Raw genomic sequence first — 25,450 nt, 5'->3', positions numbered from 1 at the left:
AAATGAAACTTGTATCTTGTCTATATATTGAAACCATAATAAAAGTGAGGGCAGTTTTTATGTTTATTCAAATAAGTTTGAGGTGTGGAAATGGAACAGACGTTTATTGAAAAGTGTAATCATGATGAGCTGGACTATGTTATAAAAGACTATTGGCAAGATGTATGGAATTATTCATTTATTATTACGAAAGATCCACACTTATCAGATGATATCACGCAAGATGTATTTATAAAGGTGTTTAAAAATTGGAATTCATTTCGAAAGGAGTCATCTATTAAAACGTGGATATTAAAAATCACAAGAAATACGGCAATAAACTATTTGAAATCCTCTTATTTTAAAAGGATATCTTTAATAGGATTTTTTAGTGACGATAAGCAATCCCTGTCAGCAGAACAAGAATTTTTTAAGCAAGAAGAAATGAATGATGTGTGGAAGGTTGTATTAGAACTACCTAAAAAGCACCGTGAAATAATTATATTGGACGCAAAATATGAATTATCTTATGAAGAAATGGCTGAAACATTAGGAGTATCCATTGGAACTGTAAAATCGAGATTAAGTAGAGCGAGAAGTAAGGTTTCAAAATTAATAGGGGAGGGTAGTAGTGATGAACAATAAACAAAATCCTGACTGGTATAGAAAAATAAAAAAAGGGCCAATGGAGAATCGTAAAGATGAAGAAGAATTTATTTCTAAAATAAAGCAGTCTATATATGAAAATAATGAAGTGGATTTTGTAAAACATAAAAGACCATTTCGTAAAAAAGCATTACCTATTGTAGTTGTTTTGGTTTGTACAATGTTATTTTTCATTGTTCAACAACCTTGGCTTGATGATAATAAATCGCCGGTACAAAGTAGTACTCAAATTAAGCCTAAAACAAAAGATGAGTCTGCTCAAGATCCATCATTAAAACAATTTATGAATGAACTATATCAAAGTACGAACTCAAAAAATGAAAATAACTTGTACAAAGCGTTAAATGATGAAGTTCTATTTAAAGGAAAGAGTTATAGGAAGGATGAACTGAAGTTTGATGAAGATATCTTTCATGAGTTGCAAGTCGCCCTTACAATGGGAGGAGAGTTTGCAAAAGATACAAAGCAAGTATATAAAGTACCAAGTGGATTGACAGAAAGTAACCAACCAAACCAAGCGCATTTTATATATGCAACTGTTACTGGAAATAAAACGAAAATTTTAGCTGAACCAAAGAGAGAATCACAAGTTTTATATGAAATATCTAATGAAATGGTAAAAGCTTGGATTCCAGAAAAAGTGCAAAATGATGGATATATAAAAATTTCGACAATTAACGGTAATACTGGATATGTACAGAAAGAGTACGTTTTAACTGATATTAAATATTCATTTATGTTCGAAAAGAATAATGAAGGAACATGGAAAATAATAAATATAGATTCTATATGGTAAAAGAGGAAGGTTCACTTTAATGAACCTTCCTCTTTGTTTTTATTCTCTTTTTGAAGAGTATTCCAGTACTCTAAAATTTCTGATGTAACGAGAGCGGCAATGTTTTTTTCTGAATTACTACCAGGAATAACGACAGAAATGGAAATTTGTGGATCTTCAGTAGGAGCATATGCAATGAAAAGAGAATGATTTATCATTCTTTCTTGCTCATTCGGAAAACCTGTAATACCTGTTTTACCTGCGACGTCAAAGGGCAACTTTTTAATTTCCTCTATATTTTGACTCATTCCACCTTGCACGACACTCCAAAAGTTCATCGGGTAACGATTTGAACTTTCTAAAATTGGTTTAAACTTTTTTGTTTCCTTACCGTCCGGACTAATAATTGCACTTACAGTTTGAGGTTTATATTTATCACCTTTACTTGCCAAAGTTGCTGCATATTGAGCGAGTTGAAGAGGGGTATGCACTTCATTTCCTCCCCAAGAGGCGTTTAATAAAGCGGAGATTCCATTTTCAAACTTATTAGATGGATGGAATTCATATTGTCCGTCTTCTTCAAAGGGTAAATCAATCCCGGTTTTAGAACGTAGGCCGAATTGCATTAAATAATCTGTCCATATATGTGCCACTTTTTCTATATTCCCATTATTTTGGTTGAATAGGGGCAGAGCTACTTTTGCTGTCATAAATGTGTTAGATGAATTAATGATAGCCTGCCTCGGTGTAATCTCCCCTGTTGGTGTTCCAGGCGCATTCGTAATGTTATTTTGATTATCATACTGAAAAGTACCTTTATCTAAATAAGTATCTTCGGGTTGGAAAAGCTTTTCGTTTAATCCAATTAAAATAGTGAGTGGTTTTATAGTAGAAGCCATATTTACATAAGATTCACCATACTTTAATTTTTGAATTGCTTTATTTTGCGAAAGAGAGTTAATGTTTTCTTTTCTAGAAGATACACGTGTATTTAATATATTTGGATCAAAAACTGCCGTGTTGGCCATAGTTAAAATTGCGCCAGTTTTTGCATCGCTTACTACAGCATAACCAGCTTTAGCATCAGGTATTTTCTTAATTTGAGATCTTAATGCTTCTTCTGCTTTTTGCTGCAACTCAGAGTCTAAAGCTAGCCGTACATCTTTACCTATTTGTACTTTTTGAATGTCCCATAAGAACTTTTTATTATTCAATTTAAAAATAAGAGTTTTACCTGGTTTTCCTTTTAAATCATTTTCATATTGCAGCTCAATCCCGCTTTTTCCAACAGCCATATGCTTTGAATTAAGGTCATTTTCTACATACCCAATTACTTGGGAACCAATTTCGTGTTTAGGATAATATCGAATCCATTCATCTTTAATTATTACATTATTGGGTTTGTTTTTGTTTATGAATGCAAGTTCATTCTCAGTTATATGAGAGTATAACGGTATATCATTCATAGTCTGCTTTTTACAAGATTGTTGTAATTGAGATTTTATGTTCTCTGTAGAAATATCATGTTGAAACTCGCTTGAAAATTGATTAAAAAAAGCTAATGTGTTCGATGTATCTTGTTTCGATAGCTTTTCATCATTAGAAGTGCAATATAGAGACTTAACTTTCTTATTTGTAGCTAGTATTACACCATTTTGATCAAAAATCTTTCCTCTTTCAGCTGAAGAAGTTGCGATAGTAATTGAAATGAAGTTGATTTTTAATAAAATTAGTAAAATCAAACCTACAATAGAAAGAACCGCAAAAAATCTCCATCTTTTTGTATGTAACATATAACCCTCCCTTATGTAGCCTATTTCATCTTATATTTAATTATTTTTTTTGTAAATGTGGAACAACTTTATTGTTTAGGTTGTCTATTAAGTATTAAAGCATGAAGAAAGGAATAATTAGCATGAAAATTTACTAGCAAGTCTATATGTAAGTTTAATAAGAGTCATTATACAGTTTAGCACTTCTAATGCAAGCGGCAAAAAAATAGAGAGAAAACAAGAAGGGAGAGTTATTAATGCCGTAGCTAAACGAAAAAGAATGGATGCTTACAAGGATTAAGCAAAAAATTGAGGCGATATTTATAACCGATTAGCGGTATCTAATATATAAGAAATGCTTTTAGTATTTGTAGCAATTTCTGAAAGGATTAAATGGAGGATTTATGAAAGAACAAAAAGGCAAGAAGCAGAAGACATATATATCTATTCGATTAAATATAATGTTCCTTTGCATATTTGTACTATTCTCAGCTATTATTATGCAGCTAGGAAAGGTACAAATCGTTGAGGGAGAGGCTTATAAGAACCAAGTGGAAAGTAGTCAAAATGCAATAACTAGTATTCCAGTTCCACGTGGACAAATTTTAGATCGAGAAGGGAAAACAGTTGTTAATAATAAATCTCTTCGCACAATTACGTATACAAGGGTGAAGGGAATTACGAGTGAAGATATTTTAAAAACAGCAAAAGACTTGGCGAAAGTACTTGAAATGCCTGAACAAGATATAAATAAATTAACAGATATCGATAAAAAAGATTTTTGGATGCAGTTGAATTCGAAACGTGCGGAGACAAAGATTACTAAGAAAGATATAGAAAAGTTTAAAGAAAAGGGTATAGAGGGAAAAGAGTTAGATAAAAAAATAGAAGACTTAAGACGAGGTCGGGTTACAGAGGTAGAATTAGCAGAATTAACAGCACAAGATTTAAAGGTGTTAGCTATTAAAAGTAAAATGAGTTCAGGTTATCAACTAACACCACAAATCATTAAAAAAGATGTAACAGATGAAGAGTATGCGCGGATAAGCGAAAATCTTGCGAATTTTCCAGGAGTAGATGCAACTGTTGATTGGGAACGTAATTATGTAAACGGTAATTTATTTCGTTCTGTATTAGGAAATATTACGAGTAGTGAAGAAGGATTACCGAAAGAAAATTTAGATTCTTATTTAGTACGTGGATATAACCGTAATGATCGTGTTGGAAAAAGTTATATTGAACAACGATATGAAGATGTATTACACGGCACAAAAGAAGAAGTAAAAAATATTACTGATAAATCAGGAAACATTGTTAGCACAGAAATAATCTCTAAAGGAAAAAGTGGTAATAGTTTAACATTAACGATTGATATGGAATTACAAAAGAAAGTGGAAGAAAGTATAGAAAAAAACTTGAGAGCTTTTAAGAGTTCAGAGCCACTGCTCGATCGAGCTTTTGTTGTCATGACGAATCCAAATAACGGACAAATTTTATCGATGGCAGGCAAAAAGATTGTAGAAAAAGAAGGGAAAATAGAGGTTGAGGATTTGGCATTAGGAAACATGACAACTTCGTATGAGCTAGGGTCAGCTGTAAAAGGTGCTACTTTATTAACTGGATATGAGACAGGGGCAATACATCCAGGAGATCAATTTTATGACGCGCCGATGAAATTTAAAGGTACACAAGCTAAGAAATCGTGGAATGTATCCGGATTTGGTAATATTAATGATTTACGGGCTTTACAAGTATCTTCGAATGTATACATGTTCCAGACAGCTTTAAAAATTGCGGGGGTCAATTACGTACCAAATGGCTCATTGGATATTAAACAAGGAGCATTTGATACGATGCGCTATTATTTCAAGCAATTTGGTTTAGGTGTCCCAACAGGTATTGATTTACCGAATGAAATAATTGGACAAACGAGAAAAGTAGATAGTCAACCTGGGTTTTTACTAGATTTTTCTATCGGTCAGTATGATACGTATACGCCGTTGCAATTAGCGCAATATATTTCAACGATTGCGAATGGTGGTTATAGAATGCAACCTCAAATTGTACAAGAAATACGAGAACAATCAATAAAAGAAGAGGTTGGCAAAGTTATACGTTCCATAGAGCCTGTCGTATTAAATCGAATTGATATGAAGAAAGAACATATTGATCGGATAAAAGAAGGGTTTAGATGGGTATTCCAAGAAGGTGATGGAACTGGCGTGAAATATTTCAAAAACGCGCCATATAAACCAGCAGGAAAGACAGGAACAGCCCAAACTGTATATGGTGGAGATGACCCGATTGGTAGAAATGCAAAAGGAGAACGTATGGAATGTTACAACTTAACGTTAGTTGGATATGCTCCATATGATAATCCAGAAGTAGCATTTTCCGTAGTAGTTCCATGGCTTCATGATGATAAAAATGGAATTAATTCTATAATTGGAAAGGAAGTATTAGATGTATACTTTGATTTGAAACAGCAACGTATACATGGTGAAGCTACTAGTACAGGTAGTTCTAAGCAAAATTAGAGTACTTTTCTCAGGGAAGAGACCCTGTTCATATAAAGCCATTTATAAGTAAAAAAATGAAATATGAAATAAGAGATAGAGGCGTCGTAGCTACTATCTCTTATTTTGTTAATAACTCTCATACTAGCTATAATTTTTTTAGTTTGTGGAACAAATTTGGTTCGGTGATTGTCTATTATGTGTACGTATAAAAAGGTGCTAAAAATTTGGAAGGAATGATGATTTTGAAAAATAAGAGGATGCTAAAAATAGGAATATGCGTTGGTATATTAGGTTTAAGTATTACAAGCCTAGAAGCTTTTACAGGAGGGGAACTGCAAGTTGAAGCGAAAGAAAAGACTGGACAAGTGAAACATAAAAATCAGGCGACGCATAAAGAGTTCTCACAACTTGAGAAAAAATTTGATGCTCGAGTAGGTGTATATGCGATTGATACTGGTACAAATCAAACAATCTCTTATCGATCTAACGAAAGATTTGCCTTCGCATCAACCTACAAGGCTTTAGCAGCAGGAGTATTACTACAGCAAAACTCAATTGATACATTAAATGAAGTAATTACATTTACGAAAGAAGACTTAGTGGATTATTCACCTGTTACAGAGAAACATGTAGATACTGGAATGAAACTAGGAGAAATTGCTGAGGCTGCTGTTCGTTCAAGTGATAATACTGCAGGGAACATTTTATTTAATAAAATAGGCGGACTTAAAGGATATGAAAAAGCGCTTAGGCATATGGGGGATCGGATTACTATGTCTGATCGCTTTGAAACAGAATTAAACGAAGCTATTCCAGGAGACATTCGTGACACTAGTACAGCGAAAGCTATTGCTATGAATCTTAAAGCTTTTACGGTCGGAAATGCACTTCCAGCTGAAAAACGTAAAATTCTTACAGAGTGGATGAAAGGAAATGCTACAGGGGACAAACTTATTCGTGCAGGCGTACCAACTGACTGGGTAGTTGGAGATAAATCAGGTGCTGGTAGTTACGGGACAAGAAATGATATTGCTATCGTTTGGCCTCCAAATAGAGCACCAATTATCATCGTAATTTTATCTAGTAAAGATGAGAAAGAGGCAACCTATGATAATCAACTCATTGCAGAGGCAACTAAAGTTATAGTTAAGGCTCTTAGATAATAATCTCTCAATTCTTTATGTAATATCATTAAAAATAAGAACTTGGAAAGCGATTCTTTTTAGTATGATGGCTGTAAATTAAAATACTATAAAAACAACGCTATAAAAAAGATCCTAGTGTGTACTAGTGTCTTTTTTATGTTACCGATTTACTTCATCTTTTAATCTTGCTATTTGCCATGCAGTAAGACCCCACCTCAAAATTCAACGAAAGAAAAGAAGTTAGGTGGGGCCCTGCTGCCCGTAAAAGCCCGATTGGTGAGGGCTGATTAAAGTTTCACTTTATAATAACCATGTTTTACAACTTGCCTAGTTTCTTCAATAGCATGTGTTTCAGCAATTTCAGCAATATCAACTACAATCGTATTTTGTAAGATATTAACTACACAACCTGTTAATTGTAAGGTGGAGTTATTACGATAGGGAAATTGTACGTAGGAACCAATTGTAACATTATTTTTTGTCTCCATATGATACACCTCGTTGTTAAAAGTTTTCTTCTATGTGAAGATTCTTGCATCATATAATACACGAATGAAGATAAAATACAAGAGTGAAAAGAAAGAATATATTGAATAAATTACTCTCGATTAAGCGTAATTTAAATAGTTTTCACATCATAAAAACATTGAAAACTAGAGTGTTTATAAAACTTACTTATTTTATAAAAAACTTAAACAATCCTACATTATGTATCTTGTTTTAATAAAGAGAAATAATATTAATTAATGGAATTTCACTTTAGTTTTAGGTATATTATAATTGACTGAATGAGTATATTGGTCAGTTAGTGCTATTTTGAGACTTGTAAAGTAGCACTCAGTATGTTTATGGAATTGATTTCATGAACTACGGTTTTGATACTGTGTGATAGGTAAGTGGACGGAAATAATTTAAACTCTTGGGAGGTGGAACAGCCAGTAGTTTCTGTGTGCGGTCTATTAACAATAATTTCATGGTGTTTAAATGGCAAAGTGGATAACGTATTTAATAGGGTAACGCATGATTAGTAGTTATAAGAATCCATACATATACCGTATACCCTTCGGATTAAGTATAGGAAGTTATAGTTTGAGAGAAGTTACATAGTAGGGTGTAACACTAAGATTAAAGAAGCTGATGTAATTATAAAATGACAAAAAGAGAAAAATGTGAGAAATGAGGAATTGAGATGGGAAGTATAAGGACTAAAAATGTTAATAAATTAAAAAGAATCTCGCAAGCAATTTTAATTGTTATTGGAGCATTTATAACCGCGTATGGATTAGAGGCTGTACTTATTCCTAATAATGTCTCAGATGGTGGTGTAACAGGTATAAGTATCGTTAGTTCTCAGTTATTTGGGTTGCCATTAGGTCTTTTAATTGGATTTATTAATATTCCATTTGTTTGGTTAGGTTATAAACAAATCGGTAGAGGATTTGCAATTTATTCAGTTATTGGTATTGTATCACTTGCAATAGGTACTGTGATTATGCATAATGTGCCTACAATTATTGAAGGAGATACATTGCTAGTTACTGTTGTTGGTGGTGTGATTATTGGCTTGGGTATGGGATTGGCACTTCGTAATGGTGGGGCGTTAGATGGAATTGATATGTTAGCGGTATTGTTGTCTAGAAGATTACCGTTTGGCACAAGTGATCTTATCTTGTTTTTAAATATGTTCGTATTTATTTTTGTGTCAACAGTATTCGGTCTTCAGGGTGGAATTTTATCAGCGATTGCGTACTTTATTGCTTCTAAAGTAATTCATATTATTGAAGTAGGATTAAGTGGCTCTAAAACATTTAAAATTGTTACAAAAGAACCTAAATTAATGATAGATACAATTTGGGAACGTCTTGGGAGAAATGCAATCTATAATGAAATGTATGGTGGCTTTTCGAAAGAAGCTTATAAAGAAGTTAGCTGTGTTATCAGTCGTTTAGAAGAGAATAAAATGAAGGAACTTATTCATGAAATTGATGAAAATGCCTTTGTCACTGTATATGATGTTGCGGAAGTACAAGGCGGTAACTTTAAAAAGCATGATATCCATTAAGGGGATTAATTAAGTTAAATATTTTATACATAGTTGATTATTGAAAAAGATAAAAAACTCATCACATATAGATAGACAACTGGTATGTACTAAGATCTACAACTGCAAGGTACATAGAACTAAAACTAAGATATTCATGCGAACTCAAAAAGCCGAATTTCCTTAACTTAGGAATTTCGGCTTTAATGTTATATGATACTATTAGAACAGAACCGGGCATGTTACATCAATGGTAGTGAGTAGAGGATTAGGAAATAGTATCATTCCGCAAAGAATTTTGAATAGGCCAGAGATTGTAGTCGTGCAGTTAAATTAAGCTGTACGATTTTTTTATACAAAAGTGAGTAAAGAGATTTTATGTATTTTGCAGGAGTTAACATTACAATTTTGTTAAAAATTTTCTATGTTACATAAAGTAACAAAATTTGACCCTGATTGTTTGTTATAGTGTAAATAATCAAAAAACTTAAAATTTGTCGAGTGAAAATTGTGATAAGTAATTCATGTAAAAAACTTAAAGGGGTGTACACATGCATAAAGAATATGAAATTGAAGAATACACGGCGATTGAGGAACAAATACATTATTATTGTAAATGTTTATTAGTAAGTCATCCTGATCAAATAATAAAGTATTTAGAAAAAAGGTTAGAAAAATATGCAGAAACATTACAATATGCACATTTATATCCTGACACAGTTATTTTACCGTTACAGCAATTAGTTATTGAATATTCTTTAGATGTTGCTAGAATTCGGAAGTATATGAATTTAAAAACGTAAAGTGAAATTTATAGTTTAAATGAAACAGAGTCGACTTTAGGAAATGAAATTCTAATGTCGACTCTGTTTCATTGTTTAATATCGTTGGTTGAACATACATACTAATCAATGAAGTTTGACATATAATTAAGCAAGGGTAAAATAAAAGTGAGTACTCACTCATTTTATTGGAAAAGGAGGATGAAACGTGCAACAACCTTCCATTATTTTACGGACTGTATCAAAAAGTTTTGGGAAAAAAGAAGTGTTACACAATCTTTCATTGCAAGTTGAAAAAGCAGAAATTTTTGGTTTTGTTGGACCTTCTGGATCGGGGAAAACAACGCTCATTAAAATGATTGCAGGTATTAATGAGGCAACGAAAGGTGAAGTGCTTGTTAATAATACTAATATGCCTAATTTAAATGAAATGAAAAGAATTGGTTATATGGCCCAGGCGGATGCATTATACGAAGAATTGTCAGCATATGAAAATGCAGATTTTATAGCAACGATGTATGGACTAAAGGGAAAACGTAAAAAGACAAGAATTGCAGAGGTTTTTGAACTTGTACAATTGTCACAGTATATGAAAAAGCAAGTACAACAATTTTCAGGTGGAATGAAAAAACGCTTATCATTAGCAATAGCGCTCCTTCACGAACCAGAAATATTAATTTTAGATGAGCCTACAGTGGGGATAGATCCGCTTCTTAGAAAAACGATTTGGGAAAAATTTTATGATCTTAAAAAGAAAGGCACAACGATTATTGTAACGACGCACATTATGGATGAAGCTGAATTTTGTGAGCGTCTAGGGTTAATTAGAGAAGGGAAACTAGTTGCGGTTGGAACAACTGAAGAATTGAAAAAACGCGTGTCATCTGGACGGATTGAAGATGTCTTTTTGCTAGAAGAGGTGGTGCCATCATGAGAGTTACTGGTGTAATTATACGTATTATTCGTCAATTTTTTCGAGATAAGCGTTCGTTAGCAATGATGTTTGGAGCGCCGATGTTATTACTTTGGCTTTTGTCACTAGTGTTTACACAGAAAGACTATATACCGCAAATTGCTGTTGTTGATATGCCCGCTCAAATAGTAAAAGTGATGAAAAATCAAGAAGCGTCAATTTATGAATACAGTAAGGAAAAGGCGATTTCTGAGTTGGAAAAACAAAAGGTAGATGCAGTATTTCGAATAGAGAATGGAAAAATGAAACTTCTGTTGGAAGGTAGTGATTCGTCAAAAAATCGTGCTGTACTTCAAGTATTGCAAAAAAGCACAGAGAAGAATGATGTATCGATTATGAAACCTGAAGTAAATTATTTACATGGCTCTAAAGACTTTACGATGTTTGATGGGCTTGGTCCTGTATTAATTGGTTTCTTTACATTTTTCTTTGTATTTATATTATCAGGTGTATCTTTCGTAAGAGAACGTTTAAGTGGTACGCTAGAAAGGTTATTATCCACCCCAGTAAGAAGATGGGAAATAGTCGCAGGTTATATTATTGGTTTTGGAATCTTTGCCTTTATACAATCCATTATTATCGTAAGCTTTTCCGTTTATATTTTAGATTTATACGTAGCTGGCTCCATATGGCTAACGCTACTTATTACATGTATGCTCTCTTTAACTGCACTAACATTAGGTACGTTTTTATCGGCATACGCAAATAATGAATTTCAAATGATTCAATTTATACCGCTTGTTATTGTGCCACAAATCTTCTTTTCTGGATTGTTTCCAATGGAATCTATGAATAAGTGGCTACAAATGTTAGGGAAAGTATTTCCACTCACATACGGCGCTGACGCAATGAGACAAGTGATGATTCGGAATCAAGGGTTTACAGAGATTGCATTAGATCTTACTGTATTATTACTTTTTTCACTATTATTTGCAGTAGGAAATGTATTTGCTTTAAAGAAACATCGCAAAATATAATAATGACAAAAAGGAGCTTTATAAATGCAGAAGGATTGGCTGGAGGAATTAATAGCTGCAACTAATACGGATAAACGAAATGAACGTCAAATGCGAATATTAGAGGCGGCTGTTGATATGTTTGGAGAAAAAGGATACGCTTCAACTTCAACAAGTGAAATTGCAAAGCGTGCTGGTGTAGCGGAAGGAACCATCTTCCGCTACTATAAGACGAAAAAAGATTTATTACTAGCGGTCGTAATGCCAACTTTAACTAAGTTCGTTGCACCATTTTTCGTACAAACCTTTGCAAAAGAAATATTTAAATCAGAGTATGAATCGTATGAAGGACTTTTAAGAGTTGTAATTCATAATAGATTTAAATTTGCTCAAAAACACTTTCCTATGATAAAAATATTAATTCAAGAAGTACCATTTCAACCAGAACTAAAAAATGAAATACAGCAATTAGTAGAAACAGAACTGTTTTCACATTTCAAAAAGTTGATTGTGAAATTTCAAGAAGAAGGAGAGATTATTGAGATACCACCATCTTCCGTACTACGTCTTACTTTATCAGCTGTATTAGGTTTATTATTAACACGATTTTTATTATTACCTGAAGAAAAATGGAATGATGAAGCAGAAATTGAAAATACGATTCAATTTATATTGTATGGATTAACTCCACGAATTTAATCGTCGAAGTGTGAATGACATATATTACTTTTTAAGTAAAAATAAATCGCCTTTAAAAAGGCGATTTATTTTCGTTATATATTTTTGATAAATAAGTACTTGTTTATTAAAAACATTCTAAATCAGCGTGTTTCTTTGTCTCTTCTTCTAAGACCTAATAATCCTGCTAGTCCTAATAAACCAAGCCAAGCCCAATTATTATTTCTATCACGATTATCATTTAAATCATTTGTTGTATTTACATTTCGAGTTCTTACATCATTATTAACTCTGTCTAAATTATTGTCATTTACTCGAGTTGAAATATCAGTGTTATTCACTCTATTCATATTATTTCCATCGTATTCAGCTTGCGCAGATGTACCTAAAAGCATAATAGAGAGTGCTAAAACACTTAAAATAGATGATAATTTCTTTTTCATAACAATTCCCTCCTTTCTTAATCATTAATTTCTCCGGAGCATCTGTGTATTATTCATTTCACAATATCTAAACCAGTATAATAGGGCGCACATTTATTGAAAATAGAGTTGAATGATTGTTAATATATTATTGGATATATATTTCTCATAAAAATAAATGAATCAAACTTTGCTTAAAATGTTAATCTTAGTACAATTTATAGTATACGGACTAGCACTAAGGAGGTAATGAGATGCGGCAATTTGCAAAACCTACAATCGTCGTAAGTAAATGTTTAGAATTTGATGCTTGTCGATATAATGGAGAGATGATTCCAGATGTAACAATACGAAATTTGCAGCCATTTGTTACATTTATACCTGTTTGTCCAGAAGTGGAGATTGGATTGGGAACTCCTCGTGAAACGATACGAATTGTAGAAGAAAATGGTGAGAACAGACTTGTGCAACCGTCGACACGAGAAGATGTAACTGAAAAAATGGAGCAGTTTTCAAATGACTTTTTACAAACGATATCGGATGTGGATGGTTTTATTTTAAAGAATCGTTCACCAAGTTGTGGTACGCGTGATGTGAAAATTTATTCTGGTTTTGAAAAAGCGCCAGCAAAGGGAAAAGGATCGGGCTTATTTGGCGGAGTAGTAGTAAAAAAATTTTCGCATCTTCCTATTGAAGAGGAAGGCAGATTGTCGAATTTTATTATTAGAGAGCATTTCTTTACAAGACTATTTACAATCGCATATTACAAAATGATTAAACATAATAAAAATATGAAAGACCTTGTATCGTTTCAGTCGGACAATAAATATTTATTTATGGCATATAATCAAGTGAAACAAAAGGAATTAGGGCGTATAATTGCAAATCACAAAAATGAAAAGATTGAAGTTGTATTTGAAAACTATGAGAAGACTTTATATGAATTATTTATGCGCACCCCCCGCTATACATCGAATGTAAATGTATGCGAGCACATTTTTGGATACTTTAAAACAAAGCTAAAAAAACAAGAAAAAGATCATTTTATAGAACTGTTACAAAAGTATGCAGAAAAGAAAATACCACTTAGTAGTTTACTTACAATTTTAAAATCATGGGCCATTCGATTTGATGAAAAGTATTTATTAAGACAAACGTATTTCGAACCATACCCTGAAGCATTAGTAGAAATTTCTGATTCGGGAAAAGGTAGAGATTATTAAACAATAAATTACATAATTCGACACAAAATATCCTATGTTGTTGTAGAACAATGTAGGAATTTTTTTGTGCATTAGTACAGAATCTGTTTTAAAATTAAGTTATGACAGAATTATAGCAATTGTCTAACTAATGTTCTTGTCTTTTAAGTTGTTATGTTTGTAGTAGAAACTCGCACGCTGTCGAAACTCAATATTCGATAAGGGGTGTGTAGCGGAATGGAATTTACTCTAACTCGCGAAAAACAAATGATTAAAGAAATGGTACGTGACTTTGCTGAAAAGGAAATCGCACCGAAAGCTGTATATTATGACAAAACTGCAGAGTTTCCATATGAAACATTTCAAAAAATGGGCGAACTAGGATTATTAGGCATCCCATTCCCAGAAGAGTATGGAGGTTCAGGTGGCGATACTGTATCGTATGCGTTAGCAGTTGAAGAAATTGGTCGCGCTTGTGGTGGCACTGGTTTAAGCTATGCTGCAACAATTTCATTAGGTGCTTCTCCAATTTATTATTTCGGTACAGAAGAACAAAAACAAAAGTATTTAGTTCCAATGGCGTCAGGTAAAACATTAGGTGCCTTCGGATTAACGGAGCCGAATGCTGGATCAGATGCAGGTGGTACTCAAACGAAAGCGGTACTAGATGGCGATGAGTATGTAATCAGTGGTGAGAAGTGTTGGATTACAAACGCAGAGTATGCAAATACCATTATTGTAACCGCTGTCAACGGTGTTGAAGAGAATGGTAGAAAACGCATTTCAGCATTTATCGTACCTACTACTAGTGAAGGATTAACGATTTCTAGTCCTTACGATAAAATGGGCGTTCGCGCTTCTAATACTTGTGAAATCGTACTTGATGGTGTTCGTGTACCGAAAGAAAATATTCTTGGTGATGTAAATAAAGGTTTTAAACAATTTTTATATACACTTGATGGAGGACGTATTTCAATCGCAGCATTGGCAGTTGGTATTGCGCAATCAGCCTTTGAACGTGCATTGCAATATGCGAAAGAACGTCAACAATTTGGAAAGTCAATCTCTAATTTCCAAGCGATTCAATTTAAATTAGCTGATATGGCGACTGAAGTAGAGCTAGCACGCAATTTAGTACATAAAGCAGCTTGGTTAAAAGATAATGATAAACCTTTCGGCAAAGAAGCGGCAATGGCAAAACTATTTGCATCGGAAGCAGCAAGCCGTATTGCGAATCAAGCAGTACAGATTCATGGTGGATATGGTTATATGCGTGAATATGAAGTTGAACGACATATTCGTGATGCGAAACTATTAGAAATTGGTGAAGGAACTTCTGAAATTCAACGTCTCGTAATTGCTAGACATTTAGGATGTAGATAAAAGGGAGGAATCACTATGTTTCAAAAAATATTAATTGCGAATCGCGGGGAAATTGCTGTTCGTATTATGAAAACTTGTCAAAAACTTGGCATACGCACTGTTGCTATTTATTCTGAAGCAGATGAAAATGCCCTTCATGTGAAGATGGCAAATGAAGCTTACTTAGTAGGTGGACCGCGTGTTCAAGAAAGTTATTTAAACCTTGAAAAAATTATTGAAATAGCTAAGAAGACAAATGCAGAAGCGATTCATCCGGGTTATGGTTTATTATCAGAGAATCCGTCTTTTCCGGTTCGTTGCAAAGAAGAAGGTATCGTATTTATCGGTCCTTCAGAAGAAATCATTACGAAGATGGGAAGTAAAATCGAATCACGTATCGCAATGCAAGCAGCAGATGTCCCAGTAGTCCCAGGTATTACTACAAATATTGAAACTGCTGAAGAAGCAATTGAAATTGCAAAACAAATTGGTTATCCATTAATGCTTAAGGCATCCGCAGGCGGCGGAGGCATTGGTATGCAGTTGATGGAAACTGAGCAAACGCTCACCAAAGCGTTCGAAAGTAATAAAACGAGAGCGCAAAACTTCTTTGGTAACGGAGAAATGTATTTAGAGCGATATATAGCAGATGCGCATCATATTGAAATTCAGCTTTTAGCAGATACACATGGTAACACAGTGTATTTATGGGAGCGTGAATGTTCGGTACAGCGCCGAAATCAAAAAGTAATCGAAGAAGCACCTTCACCATTTTTAGATGAAGGTACACGAAAGGCGATGGGAGAAGTTGCTGTACAAGCTGCCAAAGCACTTGGTTATACAAATGCAGGTACAGTTGAGTTTCTTGTAGATGATCAGAAAAACTTCTATTTCTTAGAGATGAATACGAGATTACAAGTAGAGCATCCAGTGACAGAAGAAATTACGGGATTAGACCTTGTAGAACAGCAACTCCTTATCGCAAGTGGAGAGAAACTATCATTTACTCAGGATGATGTAAAACGTAGTGGTCATGCCATTGAAGCTCGTATTTATGCAGAGGATCCGAAAACATTCTTCCCGTCACCTGGGAAAATTACAGATTTAACATTACCGTCAAATGTACGGATTGATCACTTCTTAGAAAATCATGTAACAATTACACCTTTCTATGATCCAATGATTGCGAAAGTCATTGCACATGGGGAGACTCGTGAAGAAGCAATTTCGAAATTACATGATGCTCTAGAAGAATTAAAAGTAGAAGGTATTAAAACGAACACGCCAATGCTACTGCAAGTTTTGGAAGACGAAGTGTTCAAAGAGGGTATTTATACAACAGGCTTTGTAACGAAACAACTCGTTAAAAAATAAGATTTAACAATATTAAGGGGGAAAAAATGATGACGAAAGTATACGCATCGATGGCAGGAAACGTTTGGAAGATTGTTGTAGGAGTAGGAGATACAGTAGAGGAAGAGCAGGATGTCGTCATTTTGGAATCTATGAAAATGGAAATTCCAATCATTTCAGAAGAAGCTGGCACAGTTATGAAAATTAATGTGCAAGAAGGCGATTTTGTAAATGAAGGAGATGTATTATTAGAAATTGAATAGGGAGATATAGGGGGAAGCGAATTGAAACTACCTAATTTTGCTGTCATTAAAGAAGTCGGGCCACGTGATGGCTTACAAAATGAAAAAAAGATTGTTGGCACAAAAGATAAAGTAAAATGGATTCAACTACTTACAGAAGCAGGATTGTCGTATGTTGAAGTTTCCTCATTCGTTCACCCAAAATGGGTCCCTGCATTAGCGGATGCAAATGATGTATTTTCTGAGCTGAAAAGGGATCCAAATGTTACATATGCTGCGCTTGTTCCGAATCAAAATGGTTTGGAACGAGCTTTTTTGCAAAATGTAGATGAGGTGAATGTTTTTTTATCAGCAAGTGAATCTCATAATAAAAGTAATATTAATAAATCGATCAAAGAAGCATTAGTTGTAATTGAAGATATAACAAAACAGGCATTATTCGAAGGGAAAAAGGTAAGAGGCTATGTTTCTACTGTATTTGGATGTCCTTATGAAGGGGATATAAGTGTCGCAGCAGTTGACGAATTATGTAATCAACTATTTTCATACGGCATTTATGAAGTTTCTCTTGGGGATACAATCGGTGTAGCGAATCCATTACAAGTAGAACAAGTATTAGAACACCTATTAAAGAAGTATGATGCTTCGCAGTTTGCCATGCATTTTCATAATACGTATGGAATGGCTCTAGCGAATGTAGTTAAATCATTAGAATACGGTATTACAACGTTTGATAGTTCTTGTGGTGGACTCGGGGGCTGCCCTTATGCACCAGGAGCATCAGGTAATGTTGCTACTGATGACCTAGTACATATGCTCCATAAATTAGGAGTCCAAACGAATATAGACGAAGAAAAGTTATTGCGAGCTAGTCAATTTATTCAAAGTAAGTTAAATATCCAATTACCGAGTCATGTGTATAGAGCGCTTCAACATAAAACGATAAGTAGGTGAGAAGATGCTACAATTACAAAACATTTCAGTTGATTATGTAACACCTCACGTTGTAAAGATTTCGTTATATCGTGAAAGACAAGCAAACTCATTATCTTTAGCGTTATTAGAAGAGTTACAAAACTTATTAACTCAAATAAGTGAAGAGTCCAATACGCGTGTAGTTATTCTAACAGGTGCGGGTGAAAAAGCGTTTTGTGCTGGTGCAGATTTAAAAGAGCGTGCCGATATGAATGAAGAACAAGTTCGCCATGCTGTTAGTATGATTCGCACTACTATGGAGATGGTTGAACAATTACCACAGCCAGTTATTGCTGCTATAAATGGAATCGCACTTGGTGGTGGTACGGAATTAAGTTTAGCTTGTGATTTTAGAATTGCTGCTGAATCTGCAAGTCTTGGTCTTACTGAAACGACACTTGCAATTATACCAGGAGCAGGTGGTACACAGCGCTTACCGAGATTAATTGGTGTTGGTAGAGCGAAAGAATTAATTTATACAGGTAGACGTATTTCAGCGCAAGAAGCAAAAGAATATGGTTTAGTAGAATTTGTTGTACCAGCTAATTTACTTGAAGAGAAAGCGATTGAAATAGCAGAGAAAATTGCTAGTAATGGACCTATTGCTGTTCGATTAGCAAAAGAGGCAATTTCAAATGGTATTCAAGTTGATTTACATACCGGATTACAAATGGAAAAACAAGCGTATGAAGGTGTAATCCATACGAAAGATCGAATAGAAGGATTACAGGCATTCAAAGAAAAACGCAAACCGATGTATAAGGGGGAGTAAATATGTTAGACCAAAAACAACAATCTAATTCATTTGAAGAACGAGTTGAAACAATTAAACAAGGCGGCGCACCGAAATATCATGAGCAAAATAAAGCAAAAGGAAAATTATTTGTTCGAGATCGTTTAGCGCTTCTATTTGATAATGGCGAATATGTAGAAGATGCATTATTTGCTAACTGTGAACAAACAGGCTTACCTGCGGATGGCGTTGTAACGGCAACGGGTAAAATACATGGTCGTACTGCGTGTGTAATGGCCAATGATTCTACTGTAAAAGCTGGATCATGGGGATCACGCACAGTTGAAAAGATTTTACGTATTCAAGAAACAGCTGAAAAACTACGTGTTCCGTTATTTTATTTAGTTGACTCTGCTGGAGCGCGTATTACAGATCAAGTAGAAATGTTCCCAGGGCGCCGCGGTGCAGGAAGAATCTTCTATAATCAAGTAAAGTTATCAGGTAAAGTTCCTCAAGTATGCTTGTTATTTGGACCTTCTGCAGCTGGTGGTGCGTATATTCCAGCCTTTTGTGACGTTGTAATGATGGTAGAGGGAAATGCATCTATGTATTTAGGATCTCCTCGTATGGCTGAGATGGTTATCGGTGAGAAGGTAACTTTAGAAGAGATGGGCGGAGCTCGTATGCATTGCTCTGTATCAGGATGCGGAGATGTTTTATGTAAGACAGAAGAAGATGCGATTACACAAGCAAGACAATACATTTCATATTTTCCAAACAACTACTTAGAAAAGACTCCATTGGTTACACCTCAAGAACCGAAGCAATTCGATAAAACGTTAGAACAAATCATTCCAGAAAATCAAAATGCTCCTTTCAATATGAAAGATCTCATTAATAGAGTTATTGATGAAGGTTCATTCTATGAAGTAAAAAAATTATTTGCTCAAGAGCTAATTACAGGCTTAGCACGTATTGATGGTAAGCCAGTTGGTATTATTGCAAATCAGCCGCGTATGAAGGGCGGCGTATTATTCCACGATTCAGCTGATAAAGCTGCTAAGTTTATTAATTTATGCGATGCATATCATATTCCATTATTATTCCTTGCGGATGTACCAGGATTTATGATTGGTACAAAAGTAGAGCGTGCCGGTATTATTCGCCACGGTGCAAAAATGATTTCTGCAATGAGTGAAGCAACTGTACCGAAGATTTCTATCGTTGTTCGTAAAGCATATGGCGCTGGTTTATATGCGATGGCAGGTCCAGCATTTGAACCAGATTGCTGTCTGGCATTACCGACAGCCTCTATTGCGGTAATGGGTCCAGAAGCTGCGGTTAATGCTGTATATGCAAATAAAATTGCAGCTTTACCAGAAGAAGAGCGTGCTAGCTTCATTGCTGAAAAACGTGAAGAGTATAAGAAAGATATTGATATATACCACTTAGCATCAGAGATGGTGATTGATGGTATTGTTCATCCAAACAATTTACGTGAAGAGTTAAAAGGACGTTTCGAAATGTATATGAGTAAATATCAAGTATTCACGGATCGTAAACATCCTGTATATCCAGTTTAAAAGCCCTATTTAGGGCTTTCTTGCTCAAAAAGTTAAGGAGGGGAAAACATTGAAACAAGCAGTTTGGTTTCCAACAGAAGAGTACAAGGAAAAAACACGTTTATATGGTTGGATGAAATCATTGGGATATGAAGATTATGAAACTTTTTATAATAAATCTATTGAGGAAACAGCTTGGTTTTGGGGAGAGGCAGAAAAAGCAGTTGGCTATCAATGGATGAAACCTTATACAGAAGTATTAGATTTAGAAAATGGTACACCGTTTGCACAGTGGTATAATGGCGGAACATGTAACGTTGTAGAATCAGCTTTATCCCGCTGGCTTGCGGATGAAGAGACGAGAATACAGCCAGCACTTCAGTATGAAGGGGAAAATGGAACTTCAAAATCATTTACATATGAAGAGCTTGATAACTGGGTAAGCCGTGTTGCCAATGGTTTGAAACACGCGGGTATTGAAAAAGGTGACCGTGTAACAATTTATATGCCAATGATTCCAGAAACAGTTGTTGCGATGCTAGCTGTAATGAAAATTGGAGCAATTATTTCACCAATATTCTCAGGCTTTGCGTCTGATGCAGTTATGACACGTGTGCAAGCGGCAGGTTCAAAAATGATTATTACCGCAGATGGATTTTCACGCCGAGGTAAAATTGTTTCTTTAAAAGATGAAGTAGATAAAGCTTGTGAACATTGCCCAACTGTTGAAAAAGTGGTAATCGTTCGTCATGCAGGAAATGATTTTACACCACATAACTATGACTTTTCGTGGAGTACGCTAGAAAAAGAAAAACCATTCATACATGCCGAAGAAATGCAAAGCGATGATCCATTAATGCTCATTTATACATCAGGAACGACTGGTAAGCCGAAAGGAACAGTACACACGCATGCAGGATTTCCTTTGAAAGCAGCCTTTGATGCAGGATTTGGAATGAATATTAAACAAGGTGATCGTGTATTATGGGTAACTGATATGGGCTGGATGATGGGGCCATTTCTATTATTCGGTTCACTCATTAATGGAGCAACGATGGTTATGTACGAAGGTGTTCCAGACTTCCCAGAAGCAGACCGGTTATGGGAGACAGTTGATAAATATGAAATTACTCATCTAGGTATTTCGCCAACGTTAATCCGAGCATTAATGGCAAAAGGTGATGAGTATGTCAATAAACATTCTTTAAAGAGTTTGGAAGTATTCGCATCAACAGGAGAACCTTGGAATCCTGATCCATGGATGTGGCTGTTTGAAACAGTTGGAAAAGGAAATGTTCCAATCTGTAACTACTCAGGTGGAACTGAAATCTCTGGTGGGATTTTCGGTAATGTTCTTATTAAGCCAATCGCACCGATTAGTTTTAACGCATCTTTACCAGGAATGGCAGCTGTCGTACTGGATGATCAAGGTAAACCAATTCGAGATGAAGTCGGAGAATTATGCTTAGAGAAACCTTGGGTAGGTATGACGAAAAGCTTCTGGGAAGATGATGAACGTTACGTGAACACATATTGGTCACGTTTTGAAAATAAATGGGTCCACGGTGACTGGGTCATTTACGATGGTGAACAATATATCATCACAGGGCGTTCAGACGATACGTTAAATATTGCAGGTAAACGTATTGGACCTGCTGAATATGAATCTATTCTTGTGAAACATAACGATGTAATTGAAGCTGCTGCAATTGGTGTACCTGACGAAGTAAAAGGTGAAGTTTGTCATTGTTTTGTAGTATTAAGAGATCATGTAACATTCACAGGAGAATTAAAGAAAGAATTAATGAGTTTAGTAAACTCTCATATTGGAAAAGCGTTGTGTCCTAAAGACATCCACGTTGTAGAAGATTTACCGAAAACACGTAACTCTAAAGTAATGCGCCGTGTTATTAAAGCAGCTTACTTAGGAAAAGAGTTAGGTGATTTATCATCGCTTGTAAATCCTGAAGTAGTTCCGTTTATTCAGGGGTTACAGTCTAGTAAATTATAAAGTTAGAAAGGATCTCTATATAAATAGAGATCCTTTTTTATGTTTATAAAAAGAAAAGAAGTGAATTTGATGAAGAAGAAAAATTCTACTATTAGTGTTAAGTATGTCTGTTTTATAGTTTTTATTAAAATACGATACTGTGGCATGTTTATTCATTGGAGTAATTAAATTTTGTTAAGGATGAAATTCAATAAAAGCGTTATTTTAATAGGCTGTTACGAAATTTAATTTGAAAGGCACATCCAAATGATAAAAAAAGAGCACTATAAAATCAGTGCTCTTTTTATTAGAAATTGCTTAGTTCTTAAAAATAAAATCATTACGGACAATTCACAATGGTAATAATGACGCTAGCCATTGTTCCAGGAGAATCAAGAAGAGAAGCAGTAACGGTTACTGTTCCAGGCCCATTAGCGGCTAGAAATACAGCGGTAAAGTTACCTGAGGCATTGGTAATGACAGCAAGAGGAACCATGAAAGCAAGAGATGGGTTACTAAACGAAAAACTGACCACTACCCCTGGAGTAGGAATACCGTTTACTAATACTTGACCCGAAAAAAATAAAGTATTATTTCCTTGAGTGGATACACATGCTGTGGTTTCGTTAGAAGTCAAGGTAATAGATGCAGGTCCAGCAGGAAGATTAAATCCAGTTGGTCCAGTTGGTCCAGTTGGTCCAGTTGGTCCAGTTGGTCCAGTTGATCCAGTTGGTCCAGTTGATCCAGTTGGTCCAGTTGGTCCAGTTGGTCCAGTTGATCCAGTTGATCCGGTTGGTCCGGTTGATCCGGTTGGCCCAGTCGGTCCAGTTGATCCGGTTAATCCAGTAGCTCCTGTAGAACCGGTGGGACCGGTAGGGAATTGAAAAGGTTGAACAGTTGGAAGTGTAGGTCCAATAGAACCGGGATTAAGTGCAGCAAAAGATAAAAACTCGTCCATTATTTATCACCTCTAAAAATCGTATTACTAATAGTAAATGTAATGATAGAGCAAAGTGAAACGGACAAGCGGTTTTATTTTAACAAATTAAACAAAGTAGTTATATGATAGAAAGAGAGATTAGTATGATTCCTTTAGAAATTAAATATAAAAAGGCGATTATCTTCAAATCGCCTTTTAGGTAATGCCGTGTAATTTTATTCAGTTATTTGAAATATAGTTTCATTCGGTTTGGAAAATCCATACAGTTTCCTTGCGAATTTTAAAATTTCTTCTTCACTACTTGTTAAAGCCTTGACATCCTTGTTAAGGGAATGACCATCCTTCTTTACAGAAGATAATTTTTGTTGTTCCGTATTAAGTGTGATTTGTTTTTCTTTAATCATTTCTTGTTGGTTATTCAGAGAATATTGAAGGACAAAAATTATAGGTAATATAAAAGCCAAAGTAGTTATAATACGGCGTCTTGTTTTTTTTATACTACCTTGTTGGGTATTAGGATTCACTTGCTGTGAGGGTATATTAGGATTTGATTGGTGTGATGATACTTTTGGGATGTTTCCCATTAAAATGCCTCCATTACTGATTGTCGAATTTAAACCGTTTAATAGTATTATAAATGTTCAATAAGGATTTTAGAAGATATTTTAATATAGGTGAGTTTTGTAAAGTTTAAACAAAATCTTTATTTAAATAAAAGAAACCCCGCTTGTCTCTGGGGTTTCTGAAGGCAATGAAAGTACTCGACTAATTAAAGATTCCATGAATTTTTTGCTGAAAATACTGGTGAATTCGTCTGAAGTAATGAGGGCATCGAAAGCTTTATACGTACGTGAAGTAATTAAAAATCGATTTATAAGAGTTAGCTTGTTTTTTCTTAATAGCCCACCTAATCAGTAAATACATATGTCTGTTGAAATCTTTACGTGTTCATTGATAAAAAGCTGATTATATTCAGTCAGCTTTTTGTATAATACATTCTAGTATTTATCGGTTCCAAAAGACATATTCTTTCCTTTAAGTTGGCATCGAAAATATTACCAATTTTTCCTTTTACAATGGCAACAAATAAAGAAACATTTACAACGACACTTATTTCGTTTAGAACTCCAATCATCATCACGATGACACTTTTCTTTAGATTTCCACCAATCATCATTACAATGTTTTTCCTGAGAACTCCAATCGTCATCACAATGACACTTTTCTTTAGATTTCCACCAATCATCATTACAATGCTTTTTCTGAGAACTCCAATTATCATCACAATGATGCTTTTCTTTAGATTTCCACCAATCATCACAACAATGCTTTTTCTGAGAACTCCAGCAATCATTTTTCCAGGACATTTATTTCTACCTCCTTTCAATAGTGTTCATATTATTCTATGTTTTAATAAAAAAATGGCTTGTTTATTAACCTACTATTTTATCTTTATATGATAGAGTGTCTTCTACTCGATATAGAATTCATACAAACTATGCTAATGGAGAGAACTACTACTAGTTATGGTATTTTTCAATAAACACTTGTTGAAGAAAATGTTCTAATTACAAATAATATCTTATTTTCGAATACGCTTTTTAAATGTATATTTCACAATGAAAAATGGGAAATCCACAAATAAAGTCTATGTATATGTGAGTTAATGGGAAAATCTAGTGTGTTTTTAAGGGGCGTCTTATTTAAAAGAAAAAAGGTTTGTTTTAGAAAGTGGTGTCTAAACATTAAATGGAGTAGGACTAAATTCACGGCCGCTCATTAAAAAGCTTTTAATTAGGAGAAGTCTGTTTTTATAATGAATAATGAAAAGAAAGTTTGGTACAATTGTTTGTTTTTTTCTTTTTATGTGTTTGCCTCGTACCCTTTTAAGCTAGTGGACATACTTTACTAATAGAAAGGATTAGGGGGTGAGGTATTGGGTTCTCGATTTAATAATTGTAAAAAGAAGTGTACATGTAAACAAGATGATTGTTGGGAAGTATTCGAAGAGTGTAAAAAAGAACAGCATGAGAAATGTGATAATTCTTGTGTACAAGGAATTAGAGATGAACTTAAGAAATTAATTAATCGAACAGTTCAAATTAATACAGAGGGACGTACTTATGTAGGTACTGTTTCGTCTGTAAGTTGTGATGTAGTTAGGCTTGCGGCTATTCCTGGATCGGTTGGAGTAATTATTTCCATTTGCAAAATTGAAGCAATTTTCCCACCAGTTACAACGGTTACTGCTGACTTTGATTTTAATGGTATTGATGTAGCAAACAAAGCATAATTATGCTGCTTTTTTGTAAAGCCATTCACATGAATGGCTTTATTTTAATTTTATATAAAAGGAGAATATATTCTTTATATAGAAATAAGT

General features: G+C 34.4%; 25 protein-coding genes and 2 pseudogenes. 21 read left to right on the top strand and 6 right to left on the bottom strand.

Features of this window, described 5'->3' with window-relative positions; genetic code table 11:
- The first annotated feature begins 90 nt into the window (after nt 1–90).
- A complete protein-coding gene (locus B9A45_RS17360) occupies nt 91–624 on the top strand; it encodes an RNA polymerase sigma factor (RefSeq protein WP_000438327.1) in 534 nt (177 codons plus the stop codon).
- Nucleotides 614–1,441 (top strand): SH3 domain-containing protein, encoded by an 828-nt coding sequence (locus tag B9A45_RS17355; protein WP_001060763.1) that lies wholly within the window; start codon nt 614–616, stop codon nt 1,439–1,441. Before B9A45_RS17360 ends, B9A45_RS17355 begins: the two co-directional genes overlap by 11 nt.
- A gap of 11 nt (nt 1,442–1,452) precedes the next feature.
- Here the strand turns inward: B9A45_RS17355 and B9A45_RS17350 are convergent, their stop codons facing one another.
- Nucleotides 1,453–3,213, bottom strand: a complete 1,761-nt coding sequence (locus B9A45_RS17350) for a peptidoglycan D,D-transpeptidase FtsI family protein (protein ID WP_084064387.1) — start codon at nt 3,211–3,213, stop codon at nt 1,453–1,455.
- Nucleotides 3,214–3,596: 383 nt separating this feature from the next.
- Here B9A45_RS17350 and B9A45_RS17345 point away from each other — a divergent pair, with 383 nt between their 5' ends.
- Both B9A45_RS17345 and bla read left to right on the top strand, forming a co-directional pair.
- On the top strand, nt 3,597–5,729 hold the full coding sequence (locus B9A45_RS17345) for a peptidoglycan D,D-transpeptidase FtsI family protein (RefSeq protein ID WP_000662990.1): 2,133 nt from the start codon (nt 3,597–3,599) through the stop codon (nt 5,727–5,729).
- 218 nt (nt 5,730–5,947) lie between these two features.
- Nucleotides 5,948–6,874, top strand: a complete 927-nt coding sequence (gene bla, locus B9A45_RS17340) for a class A beta-lactamase Bla1 (RefSeq protein ID WP_142263099.1) — start codon at nt 5,948–5,950, stop codon at nt 6,872–6,874.
- A 269-nt stretch (nt 6,875–7,143) separates the two neighbouring features.
- On the opposite strand, the gene B9A45_RS17335 is transcribed toward bla, so the two are convergent.
- Nucleotides 7,144–7,344 carry a DUF2187 family protein gene (locus B9A45_RS17335; RefSeq protein WP_000448567.1) on the bottom strand — a complete coding sequence of 67 codons (201 nt, stop codon included), beginning with the start codon at nt 7,342–7,344 and terminating at the stop codon, nt 7,144–7,146.
- Nucleotides 7,345–8,045: 701 nt separating this feature from the next.
- Here B9A45_RS17335 and B9A45_RS17330 point away from each other — a divergent pair.
- The 6 genes and pseudogenes from B9A45_RS17330 (at nt 8,046) to B9A45_RS17305 (ending at nt 12,307) form a co-directional block, all read left to right on the top strand.
- A complete protein-coding gene (locus B9A45_RS17330; RefSeq protein WP_016110022.1) occupies nt 8,046–8,918 on the top strand; it encodes a YitT family protein in 873 nt (290 codons plus the stop codon).
- Nucleotides 8,919–9,141: 223 nt separating this feature from the next.
- Nucleotides 9,142–9,234: pseudogene (locus B9A45_RS17325) on the top strand (phosphoesterase); the annotation flags it as partial.
- Between the two features lie 214 nt (nt 9,235–9,448).
- The gene (locus tag B9A45_RS17320) at nt 9,449–9,700 is read left to right on the top strand and encodes a hypothetical protein (RefSeq protein WP_000548621.1); all 252 of its coding nucleotides are present in this window, start codon (nt 9,449–9,451) and stop codon (nt 9,698–9,700) included.
- A 187-nt stretch (nt 9,701–9,887) separates the two neighbouring features.
- A complete protein-coding gene (locus B9A45_RS17315) occupies nt 9,888–10,613 on the top strand; it encodes an ABC transporter ATP-binding protein (protein WP_001187071.1) in 726 nt (241 codons plus the stop codon).
- Nucleotides 10,610–11,629 (top strand): ABC transporter permease, encoded by a 1,020-nt coding sequence (locus B9A45_RS17310; RefSeq protein ID WP_001266728.1) that lies wholly within the window; start codon nt 10,610–10,612, stop codon nt 11,627–11,629. Before B9A45_RS17315 ends, B9A45_RS17310 begins: the two co-directional genes overlap by 4 nt.
- Before the next feature lie 24 nt (nt 11,630–11,653).
- Complete coding sequence (locus tag B9A45_RS17305; protein WP_001168198.1) at nt 11,654–12,307, top strand: TetR/AcrR family transcriptional regulator; 654 nt, start codon at nt 11,654–11,656, stop codon at nt 12,305–12,307.
- Nucleotides 12,308–12,429: 122 nt separating this feature from the next.
- On the opposite strand, the gene B9A45_RS17300 is transcribed toward B9A45_RS17305, so the two are convergent.
- Entirely contained in the window at nt 12,430–12,729 is a 300-nt protein-coding gene (locus B9A45_RS17300; RefSeq protein WP_016110023.1) for a WGxxGxxG family protein, read from the bottom strand.
- A gap of 233 nt (nt 12,730–12,962) precedes the next feature.
- On the opposite strand from B9A45_RS17300, the gene B9A45_RS17295 reads away from it, so the two are divergent.
- The 10 genes from B9A45_RS17295 to B9A45_RS32790 all read left to right on the top strand — a co-directional run bounded on the left by B9A45_RS17295 (nt 12,963) and on the right by B9A45_RS32790 (nt 23,011).
- Nucleotides 12,963–13,931 (top strand): YbgA family protein, encoded by a 969-nt coding sequence (locus B9A45_RS17295; protein WP_016110024.1) that lies wholly within the window; start codon nt 12,963–12,965, stop codon nt 13,929–13,931.
- A 216-nt stretch (nt 13,932–14,147) separates the two neighbouring features.
- The gene (locus B9A45_RS17290) at nt 14,148–15,293 is read left to right on the top strand and encodes an acyl-CoA dehydrogenase (protein ID WP_000397282.1); all 1,146 of its coding nucleotides are present in this window, start codon (nt 14,148–14,150) and stop codon (nt 15,291–15,293) included.
- Between the two features lie 15 nt (nt 15,294–15,308).
- Nucleotides 15,309–16,646 carry an acetyl-CoA carboxylase biotin carboxylase subunit gene (locus B9A45_RS17285; RefSeq protein WP_000486742.1) on the top strand — a complete coding sequence of 446 codons (1,338 nt, stop codon included), beginning with the start codon at nt 15,309–15,311 and terminating at the stop codon, nt 16,644–16,646.
- A 26-nt stretch (nt 16,647–16,672) separates the two neighbouring features.
- A complete protein-coding gene (locus tag B9A45_RS17280) occupies nt 16,673–16,888 on the top strand; it encodes an acetyl-CoA carboxylase biotin carboxyl carrier protein subunit (RefSeq protein ID WP_001987345.1) in 216 nt (71 codons plus the stop codon).
- Nucleotides 16,889–16,909: 21 nt separating this feature from the next.
- Nucleotides 16,910–17,821: a hydroxymethylglutaryl-CoA lyase gene (gene mvaB / locus B9A45_RS17275; RefSeq protein WP_000775433.1), complete on the top strand. Its 912-nt coding sequence runs from the start codon at nt 16,910–16,912 to the stop codon at nt 17,819–17,821.
- Nucleotides 17,822–17,825: 4 nt separating this feature from the next.
- Complete coding sequence (locus B9A45_RS17270; RefSeq protein ID WP_016110025.1) at nt 17,826–18,614, top strand: enoyl-CoA hydratase; 789 nt, start codon at nt 17,826–17,828, stop codon at nt 18,612–18,614.
- A 2-nt stretch (nt 18,615–18,616) separates the two neighbouring features.
- A complete protein-coding gene (locus tag B9A45_RS17265) occupies nt 18,617–20,158 on the top strand; it encodes an acyl-CoA carboxylase subunit beta (protein WP_000886744.1) in 1,542 nt (513 codons plus the stop codon).
- A gap of 49 nt (nt 20,159–20,207) precedes the next feature.
- Nucleotides 20,208–22,148, top strand: coding sequence for an AMP-binding protein (locus B9A45_RS17260; protein ID WP_000806481.1), 1,941 nt, complete (start codon nt 20,208–20,210; stop codon nt 22,146–22,148).
- Nucleotides 22,149–22,483: 335 nt separating this feature from the next.
- The gene (locus tag B9A45_RS32795; RefSeq protein WP_000236249.1) at nt 22,484–22,699 is read left to right on the top strand and encodes a hypothetical protein; all 216 of its coding nucleotides are present in this window, start codon (nt 22,484–22,486) and stop codon (nt 22,697–22,699) included.
- Nucleotides 22,700–22,744: 45 nt separating this feature from the next.
- A complete protein-coding gene (locus B9A45_RS32790) occupies nt 22,745–23,011 on the top strand; it encodes a hypothetical protein (RefSeq protein WP_256891710.1) in 267 nt (88 codons plus the stop codon).
- A 17-nt stretch (nt 23,012–23,028) separates the two neighbouring features.
- On the opposite strand, the pseudogene B9A45_RS32785 reads toward B9A45_RS32790, so the two are convergent.
- The 3 genes and pseudogenes from B9A45_RS32785 to B9A45_RS17245 all read right to left on the bottom strand — a co-directional run.
- Nucleotides 23,029–23,085: pseudogene (locus tag B9A45_RS32785) on the bottom strand (exosporium leader peptide-containing protein); the annotation flags it as partial.
- A 197-nt stretch (nt 23,086–23,282) separates the two neighbouring features.
- Nucleotides 23,283–23,651 carry an FtsB family cell division protein gene (locus tag B9A45_RS17250; RefSeq protein WP_000526886.1) on the bottom strand — a complete coding sequence of 123 codons (369 nt, stop codon included), beginning with the start codon at nt 23,649–23,651 and terminating at the stop codon, nt 23,283–23,285.
- A 392-nt stretch (nt 23,652–24,043) separates the two neighbouring features.
- Nucleotides 24,044–24,454, bottom strand: coding sequence for a hypothetical protein (locus B9A45_RS17245; protein WP_170857909.1), 411 nt, complete (start codon nt 24,452–24,454; stop codon nt 24,044–24,046).
- Nucleotides 24,455–25,003: 549 nt separating this feature from the next.
- Here B9A45_RS17245 and B9A45_RS17240 point away from each other — a divergent pair.
- Nucleotides 25,004–25,360, top strand: a complete 357-nt coding sequence (locus tag B9A45_RS17240; RefSeq protein ID WP_000535577.1) for a hypothetical protein — start codon at nt 25,004–25,006, stop codon at nt 25,358–25,360.
- Nucleotides 25,361–25,450: the final 90 nt, after the last annotated feature.

The sequence above is a fragment of the Bacillus sp. JKS001846 genome (genome assembly GCF_900176455.1).
Lineage (GTDB): Bacteria > Bacillota > Bacilli > Bacillales > Bacillaceae_G > Bacillus_A > Bacillus_A cereus.
This window is presented reverse-complemented; position numbering and strand designations above follow the sequence as displayed.